Raw genomic sequence first — 15,841 nt, forward strand, 5'->3', positions numbered from 1 at the left:
CAGCCGGGCATGGTAAAGTAACGGGCACTATCGCCGTGACGGGGAATGTAGGAGGAGACCCTGCGCGAGCGAGCGCCGTCCATCGGGTGCAAGACGGCGCCGCAGAAGCCCTCCGAACCCACCCCTGAGCGTGTCGCGACGAGCGGCCGGCGCCCGCCGATACCGGGCAGCGAGAGCCCATCCGCCGCTGCCGGGCGGGTGGGAACCAAGGTGGTACCGCGGACGCCCTTCCGCCCTTGAGGCGGAGGGCGCCTTTCATTTTCGGCGGAGGTGGCCGGAGTGGGCATCACGAGCGTGATCGGATTCATCGGCGCGGGCAACATGGCCGGCGCCCTGGTGCGGGGCCTGCTGGGCGAACGCGTGGTGGCCCCGGCGCACCTGTGGGCGACGAACCGGAGCAACGACGCCCGGCTGGAGGCGTTGCGCAACCAGTACGGAATCACCGTCACGCGCAGCAAGCGGGAGATCGCCGGCGCCGCATCGGTCCTGATCCTGGCCGTGAAACCAAAGGACATGAGCGAGGTCCTCCGAGAGCTGGACGGTCTGGTGCGCCGCGACCACCTGGTCATCTCGGTGGCCGCCGGAGTTCCCCTGCGGACCATCGAGGCCGCGTTCCCCGACGCCGCCGTCGTCCGCGCCATGCCCAACACCTCCGCGGCGGTGCAGGAGTCGGCGACGGCGCTGGCCGCAGGAACGCGCGCCGGCGCCGCGCACCTGTCCACGGCCGAAGCGATCTTCCGCGCCGTGGGCGACGTGATCACCGTGGAGGAAGAGCTCCTGGACGTCATCACCGGGTTGTCGGGCAGCGGACCGGCCTACGTCTACCGGCTGATCGAAGCGATGATCCACGCGGGCACCGAGCTCGGGCTGGAGGCACCGCTGGCGCGGCGGCTGGCCATCCAGACCCTGGTGGGGGCGGCGCGCATGCTGGAGACCTCGCGGGAGGATCCGGGTGAGCTCCGGGAGCGGGTCACCTCGCCGGGCGGCACGACGATGGCGGCGCTGCGGGCCCTGGAGGACCGGGGATTCGCCGCCGCGGTCCGGGAAGCGGTCGGCCGGGCCGCCGATCGGGCCCGCGAGATGGCGGAGGAGTTCGGCTAACCTGCGGCTTCGGCAGCCGGCTTGCGGGCTCTGACCGTGACGCTGAATACCGTCCCGGTCCCCGTGCTCACGGGTTCCACGTCCACAAACCCCGCGGCGCGAATCGCGGCCAGGTAGTCGTCGAGGTCCAGTGCGCCGCCGACGCAGGCCGCCCAGGCCTCCATGGACCGGCGCACGGTCTCCGGGATCGGGCCGCGGGTCACGATGTCGGAGACGACGAGGCGGCCCCCCGGCCGCAGGACGCGGAACGCCTCCCGGAACGCGGCCCGCTTGTCGGGGACGAGGTTGATCACGCAGTTGCTGATCACGACGTCGGCGCTGCAGTCGGCCAGCGGCAGGTGCTCGATCTCGCCCAATCGAAACTCGGCGTTGGCGATCCCGGTGCGCTCGGCGTTCTCCCGCGCCTTCCAGACCATCTCCGGCGTCATGTCCACGCCGACGGCATATCCCCCGGGAGCGGCCTGGCGGGCGGCCAGCAGCACCTCTCGCCCCGCCCCTGATCCGAGGTCGACCACGACCTCCCCGGAACGCACCCCCGCGTACTCCAGGGGGCTCCCGCAGCCCAGCGAGGGACCGCTGAAGTGCTCGAGCACCTCCTCGCCCGCAGAGACCTCAGGGGCCCCGCAACAGCCCGAGGCCAGGGGGCCTTCTCCGCAGCACCCGCCGCCGGCCCGCGCGGCGTAGTGTGCCCGCACCTGCCGTCGGATCTGCTCCGGCGGAATCATGACCGCGACCTCCTCCCCTCGACCGCCTCAAGACGCATCCGCATCGCCTGCGCCGTCACGCAGCACGCATCGGCAAACTCGGTGGACCGCCGCACGTCGGGAGCCACCTCCTCCCGCGCCACCGGTTCGAACCCGAATCGCCGGAAATACCCGGCGGCGTCGGTCGTGAGCAGGAAGACCTCCGCGACTCCCTGCCCGACGGCGCGCCGGAGCAACCTCGTCACGAGCGCGCCCGGAATCCCCCGGCCGCGGTAGGCGGGGGCGGCGGCCACCGAGCGCAGCAGCGCGGTTCGACCGTACCTTTCCAGCCCCGCTGCGGCCACGATCCGGCCCGCCTCTTCGGCCACGGCAAAGCCGGCGATGTGCTCGGCCACCCCGGCGGTGGGCAGGCCGACTTCCCGGAGCAGATGCCGGATCGCGGCCAGATCGGCCGCCTGCGCGTCCCGAATCGTCACGCCGACCATCGGGTCCTCAGGAGGAGCCGTCGTTCCATCGATAACCTTCGATAAATTCGGTCCGTGTCCCTGCTAAATCGCGCCGACGAGTTCCTGGATCAGGGCTTTGATGGCGTTCCGGCGCAGGGCATAGTAGGCCCAGATCCCGTGCCGCGTGACATCGACCAGCCCCGCCTCGCGAAGCACCCGCAGGTGGTGGGAGATGGTGGGCTGTCCGACCTCGAAGGCCTGCTGGATCTCGCAGACGCACAGGGCGTCGTGGCGGGAAAGGAGGGTGAGTATCTTGAGCCGGATCTCGTCCCCCAGGGCGCGGAACGCCGTCGCGGCGTGTGCGATCCGGCGCTCGTCGAACCGGGTTCCGGCCACGGCGGTCAGGCACTGGTCGTCACAGCAGGCCCGGTGCACCGCCTCCCGATCGGCTTCCTTCGCCACCGCCACGGCGCACAGGATACTCTATAAATCGAAAGTTGTCAATGCATTTCTGGCCCACCAACGGCCGGGCCTGCAGCGATGAGGGGGGCCGGACAGACGACTGCCCGACGCGAGCTCGCTCGCGTCGGGCAGTCCGTACGAGTTGGGGAGCAGAGGCGTTTCCCGAAGCCTCAGCTCTGCTGGCCGTCTCCGGGCCCGGCGGGGACCTCCTCGGGGGTGAGTCCCTTTCGCCCGCGCTCGTAGGCCACGCGCAGCCGCCGCGACCCCTCTTCCACAATCGATCGGCCGCGCCGGGTCAGGTCGTCGGCCGTCTCGCGCACGCGCTCGCCCAGCCCCCCGGCGGTGGAGCGGAGACGATCGCCGACGGTCTCCGCGCCGCTCCGGATCCGCTGCCGCGTCTCCTGGCCTGACCGCGGGGCAAACAGCACCCCCAGTCCGATCCCGACCAGGCTCCCGACGATCATACCGGTCCAGAACTCTCTCCGTCCCACCACGGCCATCCCTCCTCGTCTCGCCACTTCCATTATACTAGCATCACCACACACGCATTCCCGCACTGTCGCGGTGGAGGTTGGCCATGGCGCATGAGCTGGTGGCTCCCGTGCTCGCCCGATACCTGGACGACCTCGTTCCTCCCCGCCCGAGAGAACTCGCGGCGATGGAAACCTACGGACGCAAGGCCGGGTTCCCCATTATAGGACCGGCGGCGGGACAGTTCTGCTACGTGCTGGCCCGCCTGACGGGCGCGCGGCGCGTTTTCGAGATGGGCTCGGGGTACGGCTATTCCACGGCGTGGTTCGCGCGCGCCGTGAAGGACAACGGCGGCGGAACGGTCTTCCACGTCGTGTGGGATGAGGAGCTTTCGCAGCGGGGGCGACGGCACCTGCGCGCGCTGGACCTCGACGATGTGGTCGAGTATCGCGTCGGCGAAGCCGTGGCGATCCTGCGGGAGACTCCGGGGCCCTTCGACCTGATCTTCAACGACATCGACAAGTCGGCGTACCCGGCCTCTCTCGCGGTGATCGCCGAGAAGCTGCGCCCCGGCGGTGCCCTCATCGTGGACAACGGGCTCTGGGGCGGCCGCGTGTTCGATCGCCGCGATCGGACGCCGGCCACGGAGGGGGTCCGGGAGCTGACCAGGCTCCTGACCACCGATCCCCGCTGGGCGACGACCCTGGTCCCCATCCGGGACGGCCTCCTGATCGCCTGCCGCCAGGAACGGTGACCGGCGTCAGCCCTGGAAGACGGCCGGGCGCTCCCGCCCGGCGACGCTCACGACGGGCCAGTACGGGTCCAGCGTGAGGTTTTCCAGGCCCTCGGCGGTGATCAGGAAGGTATCCTCGACCTTCGCCCCGGGCAGTGATGGGTTCCAGGCGACGGCCATGCCGTGCCCGAGTTCGACGTGCGTGGCCGGTGTGGCCACGATTTCTCTCGGGCGGTACCCGGCGAGTCCCCCCTGATGGTGCTCCTCGAAGGCTGCGGCGCGCGACAGGCGTTCGTAGGCTGAGCGGACGGCTTCCAGCACGTGGGCCAGGGTTGCTCCTGGCCGCGTGGCCGCCAGGGCCGCCGCCTCTACCGCCAACACCTGCTCGTACAGACCGGCGACCTCCGGGTGGCCCCAGCTCCGCATCCGGGTCACATTGGCGACGAGGCCGTGGCGGCGGCCGCACACCACGGCCAGACATAACCTTCCGAGCGGCCGATCCTTCGGCAGAGGATGCCGATAACGGAAGAGGCGATCCTCGCCGGCGGCGAGCAGGACCACGGGCTGGATGCCTCTGGCCGTCAGGCGCTCCGCAATGACGGCGGCCAGCCGCCGCTCGCTCCACCCAGGCAGGGCCTCGCGGACGGCCTCGCCCAAGGCCATCGCCGTCTCCCGTCCAAGGGTCCGGAACTGCTCGCAGGCGCGCCCGGGCAGGACCAGACGTAGGGACGTGAGGTCGTGCTCGAGATCGTTGGGATACTGGAGAGGCGGTAGCGCATGCCAGGGATAGGAGATCGGGCGAAGCCCCGGAGCCTCCTCTTCGGCGAGGCGGGCGGCTTCGATCACCGAGGTGTGCATCACCAGCTCATCGCGTGTCGCTTCGAGCCAGGCGACGCCTTCGCCAGCCACCACGGTGCTGTCGCCGCCGGTCAGCCAGGCGAAGTTCTCCGGCCGGTACAACCACAGACGCTCCATCCCCTGCGCCGCCATCCACCCCTGCAGCTGGTTCCAGGCGTCGGCGTGGACCATCAGTGCCCCCCCACCGATCCTCCATGCCGGTGGATCCGCCACCCCAGGTAGCGGGTGGTGGCCTCGTAAACGGGTCCGGCCACAGAGGCCAGGGTCACGGCCACGTGATGCTCGAACCCGTTCCGGCAGATGAAGCGCAAGAGATCCTGCATCTCCGGGATCTCCACGACGGCATACCCGCCGAAGGTTTGTAGAAACTCCTCCACAACCCGCCCCTCGCCGATGTAGCCGGCGATGGTGCCGGCGCGATCGTCGGTGGAAAAGCGGCAAAAGGTCAGCGGACCCGGGCGCAGCCGGCCGACGATGGTGCCGAAGGTGTTCTCCCGGCCCACCGTCCCGGCGATGATCTCCTGGTAACTCATCGTCGCCTCCTCAAACATCGTCAGCGGTAGGTTGCTGCAGTGGAAGATCACTGCCCGGTTTGGATCGTCCTTATAGTTGTTGTTCCAGTCCACGATCGCGCTGGGTTGGTTTGCGGCCAGCTGCAGCGCGTACATGGCCACCACTCCGGCGACATCCGTCTCGCAGGCGCTGGGCATCATCGCGTTGCTCATCATACTCATCACCGTGCACGGCACCACGCCCAAATACTCTTCCAGGGCGGTCCAGCACTGAATGGCGCTGGCCCGCAGCCCGTTGACGCTCATCCACTCGTCGAGCACGACGCCGAGCTTGGCCATCTTCACCAGCGCGCTCGAAGGAATCCCTTCGGTCCGTACGTAGGCGCGGATGCCGTCCAGGCGCGCCGCCACCGCCGGGCTGTCGTCCCCGAGGCGCGCGATCCGACCCAGGACCTCGGAGAGATCGAGGGTGATGACGGAGATTCCCGCCCCTTCCAGCAGCTTCTCGCTGAACCGGACCGTGTTGAAGGCCGCCGGCCGGGCCCCCACCAGTCCGACGCGCAGCCCCTGCAGCCCGCGCACCACCCGGCAGGTGGCGACGAACTCCCGGAGATCCCGACGGAACGCCGGCGTCTGCGGCGCCACGGTGTGCTGGCGAGTGAGGGAGAAGGGGATGCCGTACTGGGTCAGGTTGTTGCACACCGAGATCTTGCCGCAGAAGCTGTCGCGCCGGCTGGCGATGGTCATTTGCCCGATCTCGTCGGGAAAGGCATGGACCAGCACCGGGACGCGCAGCCCGGCCAGGCGCAGTGCGTCAGCCACGGCCCTCTCGTCGCCGAAGTTGGGCAGCGTCACCACAATGCCGGCGATCTCTTCACGGTGGACCCGAAAGAGCGCGGCGCACTTCTTCGCGTCCTCCCAGCTCTCCACGGTCCCCAGTTTGGTCTGTTCCGGATCGAGGGTGATGACGTCGATCGCCTCCTCGGCCAGCACCTGCAGGATCTCCTGCCGGCCACGCTCGCACAGGTGATCGGGGAAGAACCCCCGGTTGCCCACGATCAGTCCCAGCGTCGTCCTGCTCATATCCACCGCCTCCGTACCATTCGGTCTAGCCCTTCACGGCCCCGAAGGTCAGGCCCCGGAGCAGATAACGCTGCATCAGCAAGGAGAACACCACCACGGGCAGCATCGTCACCAGGCCGGCCGCGGCCAGCGGTCCCCAGGCCACACGGAAACCGGTGATGTACCGGCCCAGGTAGATGGGCAGCGTCTGCGCTCGGGCCGTCGAGGTCAGGATCAGGGCCAGCAGAAATTCGCCCCAGCTCTGCACGAAGCTCAGGGTCATCATGGCCGCCAATCCGGGCGCCGAGAGCGGGAGGACGACCCGCCAGAAGGTGGCGAAGGGCGTGGCGCCGTCCACGAAGGCCGCCTCATCGAGCTCGCGCGGGATCTCGTTGAAGAACGAGATCAGCACCCACACGGCAAAAGGCGTGGTGAAGGTGAGGTGCACCAGGATCAGCGCCCACCAGGTGTCGAGCAGGTGCAGCAGGCGAAAGGTCACGTAGAGGGGCAGCGCGGCGGCGATGGGCGGCAGCATACGCACGGAGATGATCCACGAGACGAAGGGCATCCCTCCAATTTTGAACCGAGAGATGGCGTATCCGGCCAACGCCGCCACAAAGGTGGAGATGAGCGCCGTGCCCAGCGCCACCACCACGCTGTTGCGCAGATAGGGTACGATGTTCTCGATCGCCGTCGTGCCGCCGCCGCCACCGTAGATCCCCGAGCCGCCTCCCGTGAAGTTATCGAGGGTCAAAGCTTGGGGAATGATCATCGGCGGCCAGCGGAACCAATCGCTGCCGGGCTTGAAGGCAGTGGTCACCAGCCAGTAGACGGGAAAGAGGAAGAACACCATGACCGCCAGTGTGATCACGAGCTTGGCCACGGCCTGAGCGCCCTCCCTCATGCCCGTTCCAGCTCCAGCAGACGGTCGATGTGCAGGATCCGGATGAGAACGTTGGTCAGGAGCGTGATGACCGCCAGCAGGAGCATGCTCAGGGCCGAGCCGTAGCCGACATCCCATCCGAAGGAGACCCCGACCTTGTAGATATAGAAGCTCAGCGGATGCGTGGCCGACCCCGGTCCGCCGAACGTCGTCATGTACACGATGTCGAAGAGTTTAAGGATGTCGATCAGGCGCACGATGAGAACCACCCAGATGAGGGGCGCGAGAAAGGGCAGCTCGATGAACCGCGTTACGGCCCAGCCCCCGGCGCCGTCCACGGTCGCCGACTCCACCAGGTCCCGGGGGACATTCTGCAGGCCGGCATACAGCACCAGGAAGACAAAAGGCGTCCACTGCCAGATGTCGATGATGATGAGCCCGATACGGGCCGCGGTGAAATCTCCCAGCCAGGAGATCCGCTCCAGCCCGAACTTGGAGAGCGCGTAGTTCACCGGACCGAACTCGAAGTTGTAGAGCATCTTCCAGGCGATGCCCGCCACCACCGCGGGGATCATCATCGGCAGCAGGAGGAGCGAGCGCCAGACCCGCTCGCCGACGACGCCGCGCAGGAGCAGCGCCAGGCCCAGCCCCAGGAGCAGCTCGACGGGCAGGGCGATCCCCGCCATCAGACCGGTGAAGACCAGCGACGCCCGCATCGTGGAGTCCCGGGCCATCTGGACGAAGTTTGCCGTCCCGACGTAGCGCGGCGGGGTCCACTGCGCCAGGTTGTAGGTGTGCGCCGACATGTAAAGCATATAGACGAACGGGTAGGCGCTCAGCCCGACCAGCAGCGCGACCAGCGGCAGGATCATCCAGAACGCCAGGCGGAAACGGCGGGGACGGCGGAGCGGCGCGTGGGGGCGGGCCGCGGACCGCGGCCCGCCCCACAGGACCGGCCTACTTGAGGAGCTTGGCCCACTCATCGGCCAGCTTGGCCAGCTCGGCCACGGTGATCGGGCGCTTCCCTCCCAGCATCTCGGAGAGCACGCCCACGGTGATGTCCTCGAGCTTCGGCTCCTGAGGAATCCGGGGACGATATCCCTGGGTGGGATAGGTGGCCTCCAGCACCGGGACCCGCGGGTCGAGCCGGCGCGCCTCGGGGTCCTTGAGGGTGGACATGCGCGCCGGGGCCACGCCGAACTTGATGAATTTCGCCTTGTCGTTCGCCTTATTCGTGGCGAATTGCAGGAAGCGGAAGGCCTCGGGCTTGTGCTTGCTGGCCACGTTGATGCCCAGGCCCCAGATGCCGCTCACCGAGTGGCCGCCGGGCATCAGGGCCACGCCGACCTTCTGCTCAATCGGCTTCAGGGCTGCGGCTTCGCGGAAGGCGGCCCAGACGCCGGTCCACTGCGGCACCATCGCCACCGTGCCCCGGGCGAAGGACTCCAGGGTCTCGCCGTAGTCGGCGCCCAGCGGATCGGGGCTGTAGGGCAGGAGCGCCTTCATGTCCTCGACGGCCTTGACCCCTTCGGGCGTGGCGAAGGCCGGTTCCTTCTTCGCCGTGAAGTAGTCGCCGTAATCCAGGTCCACCGGCCCGAACTTCTTCAGGCCGTCCTGGCTGCGCCGGTAGGGGGCGAAGAACAGAACGTACATGTAGAACAGGGTGTGGGTGCGGGGGAACATCAGCGCGATTCCGTAGTCCGTAGGCGAGTCGGGGTTGAATTTCTTCGTGAAGAACTTCGCCACATCCACCGTTTCCTGCCAGGTCGTGGGCGGCTTCAGGTCGCGTCCGTACTGCGTCTTGAACTTGGCCTGCAGCGTCGGGTTGGCGAAGTGGTCCTTCCGATAGTAAAACAGCATCGTGTTGTTGTAGAAGGGGATGCCGATGTTCTTCCCGGCCCAGACCCCTCCAATGTGCCAGATGGTCGGATGGAAGTCCTTCAGATCGTAAGCCGGATCGACCAGCCGGGGATTGTCCTCGCGGAACTTGGCCAGATCGACGAACCCCGGCGCCATCGCCCCGGCCGTCATCACGTCCCAGGTGGCCACATCAAAGGCCCCGGTGCGGCTGGCGATATCCGCCAGCATGCGGGGATAGAGCACCTCCCAGGAGATCGGGGTGACCGTGATCTTGATGGTGGGATTCGCCTGCGTGAAGCGCTGGCCGATGTCGGCGAGCGCGTCGGCGTTGTCCGGCGACGCCCAGACGTTGAGCGTAACCGGCGCCTGGGTCCAGGCCGGACGCAGCGGCGCCGCCAAGAGGAGTGCCACGAGACCGGTGACCACCGTGAGCCACCGGCGCTTGGTCGGACCCATCGTTCCTCCCTCCTCCTACCGCGATCTTCACTGCGTCTGGTGCGGGTGGCCGGCCTGGGCTGGCCCTGGACACCTCCTACCGATGAGCCTCAGCGTTGCGCTGGCCGTACCGGCTCCGGTGGAACTCGTATGCCCGCCTCACCTCGTCGGCGGGGAGCTCTTCCGGCTTCCCCATCTGCAGCGCCAGGTAGCAGATCCGCGCCGCGTCTTCCGTCAGCACCGCGGCGCGTGTTGCCGCTGTGGGGGTCTCTCCGACGGCCAGCACGCCGTGGTGCGCCAGGAGCACGACCGGGCTGGAGTGCAGGAAGCGGACAGCCGCCTCTCCGATGGCCTCTGTCCCCACCGGCGCGTACTCCGCGCACGGGATCGGACCTCCGAACACATCGGCCATTGAGGTGAGGTAGACGGGTATGGCCCGTTTGAGCGCCGCGAACGCCGTCGCGTAGGGAGAATGGGTGTGAACGACGCCGCCGATCCGCGGCAACCGCCGGTACAGGAATAGATGCGTGGCGGTGTCCACCGACGGGGCGAGCGTCCCCTCCACGGTCTGCCCGTCCGCGTTCACGACTACCAGGAGATCGGGACGGAGCTCCTCGTAGCGCACGCCGCTGGGCTTGATCACGACGAGGCCGGAGTCCGGATCTCGCCCGCTCACGTTCCCGCTGGTCCAGGAGACCAATCCCCATCGGACCAGCTCGAGGTGCATCGCGTACACTTCCTCGCGCAGCGCAGCGAGCAGCACAGATCGCTCACGTCCCGGGGGCGCGCCACATCGGCGCCAGCAGCCCCTCGTCCACCAGCTGTAGCATCCGCGGATAGACGGCCCGCCAGCGGCGATAGTGTTCCTGGTAGGCGGCATGGGCGGAGGGGCTGGGGTCGAAGCGCCGTTCCCAGGCCACCAGTTGCGCCGTGGCCTCCTCCAGACTGGAATAGAAACCGAGGGCCCTGCCCATGATCATCGCCGCACCCAGGGAGGTGGCTTCTTTGACGACGGGGACTTTCACTGGGATCCCGTAGACATCGGCCATGATCTGCGGCCACAGGAACCCTTTGGACGAGCCTCCGCAAAAGACGAGCTCGCTCGCCGACCGGCCGGCGAGCTCGGTCAGCACGAGGTAGTTCCCGTAGGAAACGTAGGCCGCGTTCTCCTCCAATGCGCGATAACACTCCTTCTTGCCGGACGTGTGAGGGGAGAGCACGTCGAACTGGAGGAAGGACGGGGCGGCGTGCTTCCAGCGCCGGGCCACCATCACGTCGGAGAAGATGGCAATGAGCCCATGGCTGCCGGGCGGGACCTGCTCGGCCATCTTCTCCAGCACCCAGTAAGGATCCACGCCCAGACGGTGCGCCAGCTCCACCTCGCTCTGGCAGAAGGCGTCCCGGAACCAGCGGGTGGAAAACCCGTGGTAAAAGCCGATGCCCTCCGTCATCCACTGGCCTGGGACGGCGTGACAGAGGGTGCGGGGGCGGGCCTGGGGATCGATCAGCGGGCGGTCGGTGATCACCGCGGTCTGCCACTGCGTGCCTCCCACCACCACCCAGCTCCCCGGGGTGATCGCGCCCACGCCCACCAGCCCGCACTGGGTGTCGGCGCCGGAGGTGACGACCGGTGTCCCCGCACGGAGCCCGGTGGCCTCCGCCGCACGCGGCATCACCTCGCCCACGACGGTGCCGGACTCGAACACCGGCGGGTAGATCCCGCGAGGCAGATCGAGACGCTCGATCAGCTCTTGGCTCCAGGTGCGTCGGGTCAGGTCGAACAGCCCTGAACTACTGCCAATGGTGGGATCTGTCACGATCCGGCCGGTCAGCCGGAACAGCACCCAATCGGAGAGCATGCTCATCCGGGCGATGCGGGAGTAGATGTCGGCTCTGTGTCGGCGCAACCACCAGAATCGCGGCGGGGCGATGATATTCACCCAGTCCCCGCCGATACGGTAGATCTCGTCGGCGAGCCCCGCCCGGATCATCTCCTCGGCTTCGCGGGTGGCGCGGGCGTCGAGGTTCGGACAGGCCCAGAGGACCTGATCCTCGGCGTCGTAGAGGACCATCCCTTCGCGCATGGAGGTGGCCGTGACGCCGGCGATCTCCTCCGGCCTGATACCGCCGGCGGCCACGGCCCGTCGGATGCAGTCGCTCAGGATGGCCCAGGCCTCTTCCGTGTCGAACTCCTGACTGCCCGGGTATTCCGGCAGGGATCGCGGGACCCACTCCCGCTGCGCCATGGCCACCTGCCGGCCGTCAAGATCGAAGATCACGCACCGGCCGCTGCCGGTGCCGGCGTCAACCGTCAGCAGATATCTCGGCATCGCTACCCTCAGACGTTCACGATGCCCAGTCAACAGGCACGCCCTCAAGCGTGCCACAGGAGCGCCGGACGACCGCGCGTCGCGCGGCAGCCGTCGTCGCCGGTGTGGTGAGGGTAAAGTCAAGGGAAGCGACGACGACCGCGGCAAGGAGAAGCCGCAAGGTCTTCATTGCCATCCCCCGGCTCCGCCGTGCGGCGAAGCAACTGGAAGACCCCGCTGCGGGATGTCCCGTCCGTTCGAGGTCCCCCCCCCGTGAGCGGGGGTACCGCTCGTCGACCTCGCCCGGAGGAACACACCGCGTTGATGGATATGAACGTTAACGGTATTCTTGCTAGACTATTGATATTCCTGCTGGACCGCCAGGTGAACCCCTGAAGGCGCAGCATTTCGGATTTTGCATGTTTTCCTGGGGATTCCTGGCCATTTTCTGAGGCAGTGGACCCTCGTCCGAGGACGCGAGGGTTCGCCATCTCATCATCTGCAGGAAGGTCGGTAACGTTACCGCGAATAATGGGTCATGGCGGCCGCGACAGGGAAGTCCCGGGACGCGGTCAGTATTGGGGATCAGGACCTGGAAAGGGTGGGAAGCGGCCCGTCCATGCCTGCACGGAGCCCCGGCGTGCGAGGTCCTGTCACGCTGCACGACATTGCCCGCGAGGCTGGCGTGTCGGTAAATACGGTCTCGCGGGCGCTTGCCGGCAAACCCGACGTCAGCGCGCAGACACGCAGTCGGGTGCGGGCCGTGGCCGATCGCCTGGACTATCGGCCGAACCGGCTGGCCCGCGGGCTGCGGGAGCGTCGCACGGCAACCATCGGCGTCCTCGTGGCCGATGTCGCCAACCCCTTCTTCGCCGAGGTGGCCGAAGGGATCGAACGCACCGCGGCCGAGAACGGCTACAGTATCATCCTGGCCAGTTCGGAGGAACGCCTGGACCGGGAGATGCAGGCCGTGCGGACCCTCGTGGAACGCCAGGTCGACGGGATCCTGATTTCCCCCACGCAGCGATCCGACGATGCGATCCGCTATCTGCTGCAACGGCGCATCCCCTTCGTCCTTCTGGCGCGGTATTTCGAGGGCCTGAATGCGCCCGCGGTGATCAATGATGACCGGGAGGGCGCCCGTCTGGCCGTCCGCCACCTGATCCAGCGCGGACATCGCGACATCCTGTACCTCAACGGTCCCCCCTACAACTCCAGCGCCAGGCTGCGTCTTGAAGGATACCGCGACGTCCTGGAGGAGGCGGGCGTGCCCTTCCGCCCGGCCATGGTGATCTCCACGGACGCCCGGCCCGGCGGCGGATACGCCGCGGTTCAACAGGCCCTGGCGGCCGCCCTGCGGTTCTCCGCCGCCTTCTGCTTCAGCGACTATGTCAGCCTCGGGGCGATGAAGGCGTTGCGCCAGGCGGGGCGGACGATCCCCGCCGATGTGGCGGTCATGGGCTATGACGACATCGAGCTGGCCGATCTTGTCGAGCCCGGGCTTTCCACCGTCCGCATCGCCAAGACGCGCCTGGGCCAGGTCGCGACCCGGATGCTCATCGGCATGATGGGACGCACTGAGGCGGAAGAGGTGGGCTTCAGCGTCCTCGCGCCCGAACTCGTGATCCGAGGGACGGCGTAGGCACCGTCACCTCGTTCCCCCCGCCTGATCTTCGTCCTGTTCGGAGGGAAGCGCGCGCAGCCGCTCCGCGGCCTCCTCCGGCGTGAGGTCCCGCTGCGCCTCCGACAGCATCTCGTACCCCACGAGAAACTTTCGCTCCGTCGCCGACCGCAGCAACGGCGGGTAGAAGTGAGCGTGCACCTGCCAGTGCCCGGGGTTATCTCCGCCCGGAGCGCCGTGCCAGCCCATGGAGTAAGGAAATGGGACGTTAAAGAGTGTGTCGTACAGGGTCAGCAGACGCCTGAGGATCTGCGCCAGGCCTGACCGCTCCTGCGCCGTCGCATCGGGCAGCCGCGGCAGGTGACGCCGGGGCAAGAGGAGTGTCTCGAAGGGCCAGACAGCCCAGAAGGGCACAACGACGAGCCAATCGGCGTTTTCGGCGATCAGGCGCTCCCGCCGTTCCGCCTCGAGGGCCGCGTAGTCCACCAGCAGCGGCACGCCGCGCTCTTGGTGATACAGGCGCTGCTGCCGATCCTCCTTGACCGCCTCGTTGGGCAGCAGATCGTGCGCCCAGACCTGGCCGTGCGGGTGGGGGTTGGAGGCGCCCATGGCCTCCCCCCTGTTCTCGAACACCTGGACCCAGCGGTAGCGGCGCGACAGTTCATCGATCTGCGCGACCCACATCTCCACCACACCGCGAATCTCCTCGATCGACATCTCCGCCAGCGACAGATCATGGCGGGGAGAAAAGCACAGCACGCGACAGATCCCCGGCTGGCCTGTGGCCTGCAGCAATGGATGGTCCAGCAGGACTCCGCTCGGCGTGCCGGGCGTGAGGGCCGGAAAATCGTTGTCGAAGACATAGGTGCCCGTGTACGCCGGATTGCGGGCGCCGCCAGCCCGTACGTTGCCGGGACAGAGATAGCACCCGGGGTCATATCGGGGCAGTGCGCCGCGAGGTATGGCCTCTCGTGCCCCGAGCCAGGGACGCCTGGTCCGAGCCGGCGACACCAGGACCCACTCGCCGGTAAGGGGATTGTACCGCCGGTGTGGAAACTCGAACATTGCGGGCAAGCCTCCCAATGCTATTATCGGCCTGGGAAATCTTCCCGGCCGATAGCATGCGGTTGTATCCCCTGCTGGCCTGCCTTGCCTTCTGGGCGCTGTCGGTCGCCGGCCGGGCTTCCACCGCGGCAGCGCCGGCGCCGGACCCCTTTGCGGCCCGCCGCCTCCGCATGGTGGAAACGCAGCTCGTCGCCCGCGGCATCGCCGATCCCCTGGTGCTGCAGGCGATGCGCACCGTACCGCGCCACCTCTTCGTCGAGCGGCGGTACTGGGACGACGCCTACGGCGACCACCCCCTGCCCATCGGCTACGGCCAGACCATCTCGCAACCGTACATCGTCGCCCTGATGACGGAACGGGCGCGGGTCCGGCCGGGGACGCGCGTCCTGGAGATCGGCACCGGATCGGGCTACCAGGCGGCGGTGCTGGCGGAGATCACCGATCAGGTCTACACCGTGGAGATCATTGAGCCGCTGGCCCGGCAGGCCCGGGACCGGCTGCGCCGACTCGGCTACACCGGTGTGCTGACCCGCACCGCCGACGGCTACTTCGGGTGGCCGGAGGCGGCGCCCTTTGACGCCATCCTGGTCACCGCTGCTCCGGACCACGTCCCGCCGCCGCTGCTGGCCCAGCTCAAGGACGGCGGGCGCATGGTCGTGCCGGTCGGCCCTCCGGGCCTCGTGCAGACCATGTGGCTCATCACACGACGCGGAGACCAGAACCGCTTCGAGAACCTGGGGCCGGTGCTGTTCGTCCCCCTCAGGCGCCGGTAGTGGGGACGGGGCTACCGGCGGAGCCCAACCGCTGCCACCGCGGCCAGGCCGTACGCCACGGCGGCGCAGCCCAGGGCGACCGGAAACCCTCCCTGCAGCGCCGCCAGCACCGCGCCGGTGGCGCTGAGCACGGAGGCACACCCGTTGACCGCCCAGGCCCAGGGCACAACCTCCGCCCGGCGGGCGATGACCTGGATCCCCGCCGCAAACGGGACCCCCATGGGCACGCCGAGCAGGACCACCACGGCCAGGGTGAGGACGACGCGCAGACCGAGGGGAAGGCCGAGAGCTCCGTGCACCAGAGCACCTAGACCCGGGGCTGTGAGCAGGAGGGCCCCGGCCAGCCCACCCAGCAGGTGGGGCAGGCGGCGCAGCAACCGCCCCGACTGCGCGCTTCCGATACCGGACGCCGTCAGCAGCCCGAACAGGACCACGGAAACCGCGTAGGTGGGATGGCCGAGCAGGAGGATGCCCTGCTGCATCAACGGGATCTCCACGAAGAGATAGCCGGCTCCCAGGAGCAGGAAGTAGACCAGGACCGTCCCG

At 68.2% G+C, this 15,841-nt stretch carries 17 protein-coding genes; 4 read left to right on the forward strand and 13 right to left on the reverse strand.

Annotated elements, in window-relative coordinates; genetic code table 11:
• The first annotated feature begins 279 nt into the window (after positions 1-279).
• The gene (gene proC, locus QN141_09100; protein ID MDR7558634.1) at positions 280-1,101 is read left to right on the forward strand and encodes a pyrroline-5-carboxylate reductase; all 822 of its coding nucleotides are present in this window, start codon (positions 280-282) and stop codon (positions 1,099-1,101) included.
• Here proC and QN141_09105 read toward each other — a convergent pair.
• The 4 genes from QN141_09105 to QN141_09120 all read right to left on the reverse strand — a co-directional run bounded on the left by QN141_09105 (position 1,098) and on the right by QN141_09120 (position 3,204).
• Entirely contained in the window at positions 1,098-1,826 is a 729-nt protein-coding gene (locus QN141_09105) for a methyltransferase domain-containing protein (GenBank protein ID MDR7558635.1), read from the reverse strand. The two genes, proC and QN141_09105, sit on opposite strands and share 4 nt — an antisense overlap.
• The gene (arsN2, locus tag QN141_09110; protein ID MDR7558636.1) at positions 1,823-2,290 is read right to left on the reverse strand and encodes an arsenic resistance N-acetyltransferase ArsN2; all 468 of its coding nucleotides are present in this window, start codon (positions 2,288-2,290) and stop codon (positions 1,823-1,825) included. Before arsN2 ends, QN141_09105 begins: the two co-directional genes overlap by 4 nt.
• Positions 2,291-2,353: 63 nt before the next feature.
• Complete coding sequence (locus tag QN141_09115; GenBank protein MDR7558637.1) at positions 2,354-2,719, reverse strand: metalloregulator ArsR/SmtB family transcription factor; 366 nt, start codon at positions 2,717-2,719, stop codon at positions 2,354-2,356.
• A gap of 164 nt (positions 2,720-2,883) precedes the next feature.
• The gene (locus QN141_09120) at positions 2,884-3,204 is read right to left on the reverse strand and encodes a YtxH domain-containing protein (protein ID MDR7558638.1); all 321 of its coding nucleotides are present in this window, start codon (positions 3,202-3,204) and stop codon (positions 2,884-2,886) included.
• 86 nt (positions 3,205-3,290) lie between these two features.
• Between QN141_09120 and QN141_09125 the strand changes: the two genes are divergently transcribed.
• Positions 3,291-3,938, forward strand: coding sequence for an O-methyltransferase (locus QN141_09125; GenBank protein MDR7558639.1), 648 nt, complete (start codon positions 3,291-3,293; stop codon positions 3,936-3,938).
• Positions 3,939-3,944: 6 nt separating this feature from the next.
• Here the strand turns inward: QN141_09125 and QN141_09130 are convergent, their stop codons facing one another.
• From QN141_09130 to lsrK, 7 genes are all read right to left on the reverse strand, one after another.
• The gene (locus tag QN141_09130) at positions 3,945-4,946 is read right to left on the reverse strand and encodes a M24 family metallopeptidase (protein MDR7558640.1); all 1,002 of its coding nucleotides are present in this window, start codon (positions 4,944-4,946) and stop codon (positions 3,945-3,947) included.
• Positions 4,946-6,370 carry an L-fucose/L-arabinose isomerase family protein gene (locus QN141_09135; GenBank protein ID MDR7558641.1) on the reverse strand — a complete coding sequence of 475 codons (1,425 nt, stop codon included), beginning with the start codon at positions 6,368-6,370 and terminating at the stop codon, positions 4,946-4,948. Before QN141_09135 ends, QN141_09130 begins: the two co-directional genes overlap by 1 nt.
• A gap of 25 nt (positions 6,371-6,395) precedes the next feature.
• Complete coding sequence (locus QN141_09140; protein ID MDR7558642.1) at positions 6,396-7,253, reverse strand: carbohydrate ABC transporter permease; 858 nt, start codon at positions 7,251-7,253, stop codon at positions 6,396-6,398.
• Positions 7,250-8,104 (reverse strand): sugar ABC transporter permease, encoded by an 855-nt coding sequence (locus QN141_09145; GenBank protein MDR7558643.1) that lies wholly within the window; start codon positions 8,102-8,104, stop codon positions 7,250-7,252. Before QN141_09145 ends, QN141_09140 begins: the two co-directional genes overlap by 4 nt.
• Before the next feature lie 85 nt (positions 8,105-8,189).
• The gene (locus tag QN141_09150; GenBank protein MDR7558644.1) at positions 8,190-9,548 is read right to left on the reverse strand and encodes a sugar ABC transporter substrate-binding protein; all 1,359 of its coding nucleotides are present in this window, start codon (positions 9,546-9,548) and stop codon (positions 8,190-8,192) included.
• 76 nt (positions 9,549-9,624) lie between these two features.
• Positions 9,625-10,287 carry an L-ribulose-5-phosphate 4-epimerase gene (locus QN141_09155; GenBank protein MDR7558645.1) on the reverse strand — a complete coding sequence of 221 codons (663 nt, stop codon included), beginning with the start codon at positions 10,285-10,287 and terminating at the stop codon, positions 9,625-9,627.
• 10 nt (positions 10,288-10,297) lie between these two features.
• Positions 10,298-11,857, reverse strand: coding sequence for an autoinducer-2 kinase (gene lsrK, locus QN141_09160; protein ID MDR7558646.1), 1,560 nt, complete (start codon positions 11,855-11,857; stop codon positions 10,298-10,300).
• Between the two features lie 619 nt (positions 11,858-12,476).
• Between lsrK and QN141_09165 the strand changes: the two genes are divergently transcribed.
• Positions 12,477-13,478 carry a LacI family DNA-binding transcriptional regulator gene (locus QN141_09165; protein ID MDR7558647.1) on the forward strand — a complete coding sequence of 334 codons (1,002 nt, stop codon included), beginning with the start codon at positions 12,477-12,479 and terminating at the stop codon, positions 13,476-13,478.
• A 6-nt stretch (positions 13,479-13,484) separates the two neighbouring features.
• Here the strand turns inward: QN141_09165 and QN141_09170 are convergent, their stop codons facing one another.
• The gene (locus QN141_09170) at positions 13,485-14,522 is read right to left on the reverse strand and encodes a UDP-glucose--hexose-1-phosphate uridylyltransferase (GenBank protein MDR7558648.1); all 1,038 of its coding nucleotides are present in this window, start codon (positions 14,520-14,522) and stop codon (positions 13,485-13,487) included.
• Positions 14,523-14,578: 56 nt separating this feature from the next.
• On the opposite strand from QN141_09170, the gene QN141_09175 reads away from it, so the two are divergent.
• Positions 14,579-15,295 (forward strand): protein-L-isoaspartate(D-aspartate) O-methyltransferase, encoded by a 717-nt coding sequence (locus QN141_09175; protein ID MDR7558649.1) that lies wholly within the window; start codon positions 14,579-14,581, stop codon positions 15,293-15,295.
• Positions 15,296-15,306: 11 nt separating this feature from the next.
• Here the strand turns inward: QN141_09175 and QN141_09180 are convergent.
• Positions 15,307-15,841: hypothetical protein (locus tag QN141_09180; GenBank protein MDR7558650.1), on the reverse strand; the 535-nt coding region annotated here is incomplete at its 5' end.

This window comes from Armatimonadota bacterium, from assembly GCA_031459765.1.
GTDB lineage: Bacteria > Sysuimicrobiota > Sysuimicrobiia > Sysuimicrobiales > Kaftiobacteriaceae > Kaftiobacterium > Kaftiobacterium secundum.

Bases quoted from the DNA above. Each gene is read 5' to 3' on its own strand.
- QN141_09105 (MDR7558635.1), bottom strand. From the start codon at position 1,826: ATGATTCCGCCGGAGCAGATCCGACGGCAGGTGCGGGCACACTACGCC.
- arsN2 (MDR7558636.1), bottom strand. From the start codon at position 2,290: ATGGTCGGCGTGACGATTCGGGACGCGCAGGCGGCCGATCTGGCCGCG.
- QN141_09125 (MDR7558639.1), top strand. From the start codon at position 3,291: ATGGCGCATGAGCTGGTGGCTCCCGTGCTCGCCCGATACCTGGACGAC.
- QN141_09130 (MDR7558640.1), bottom strand. From the start codon at position 4,946: ATGGTCCACGCCGACGCCTGGAACCAGCTGCAGGGGTGGATGGCGGCG.
- QN141_09135 (MDR7558641.1), bottom strand. From the start codon at position 6,370: ATGAGCAGGACGACGCTGGGACTGATCGTGGGCAACCGGGGGTTCTTC.
- QN141_09140 (MDR7558642.1), bottom strand. From the start codon at position 7,253: ATGAGGGAGGGCGCTCAGGCCGTGGCCAAGCTCGTGATCACACTGGCG.
- QN141_09145 (MDR7558643.1), bottom strand. From the start codon at position 8,104: ATGATCCTGCCGCTGGTCGCGCTGCTGGTCGGGCTGAGCGCCTACCCG.
- QN141_09150 (MDR7558644.1), bottom strand. From the start codon at position 9,548: ATGGGTCCGACCAAGCGCCGGTGGCTCACGGTGGTCACCGGTCTCGTG.
- lsrK (MDR7558646.1), bottom strand. From the start codon at position 11,857: ATGCCGAGATATCTGCTGACGGTTGACGCCGGCACCGGCAGCGGCCGG.
- QN141_09170 (MDR7558648.1), bottom strand. From the start codon at position 14,522: ATGTTCGAGTTTCCACACCGGCGGTACAATCCCCTTACCGGCGAGTGG.
- QN141_09175 (MDR7558649.1), top strand. From the start codon at position 14,579: ATGCGGTTGTATCCCCTGCTGGCCTGCCTTGCCTTCTGGGCGCTGTCG.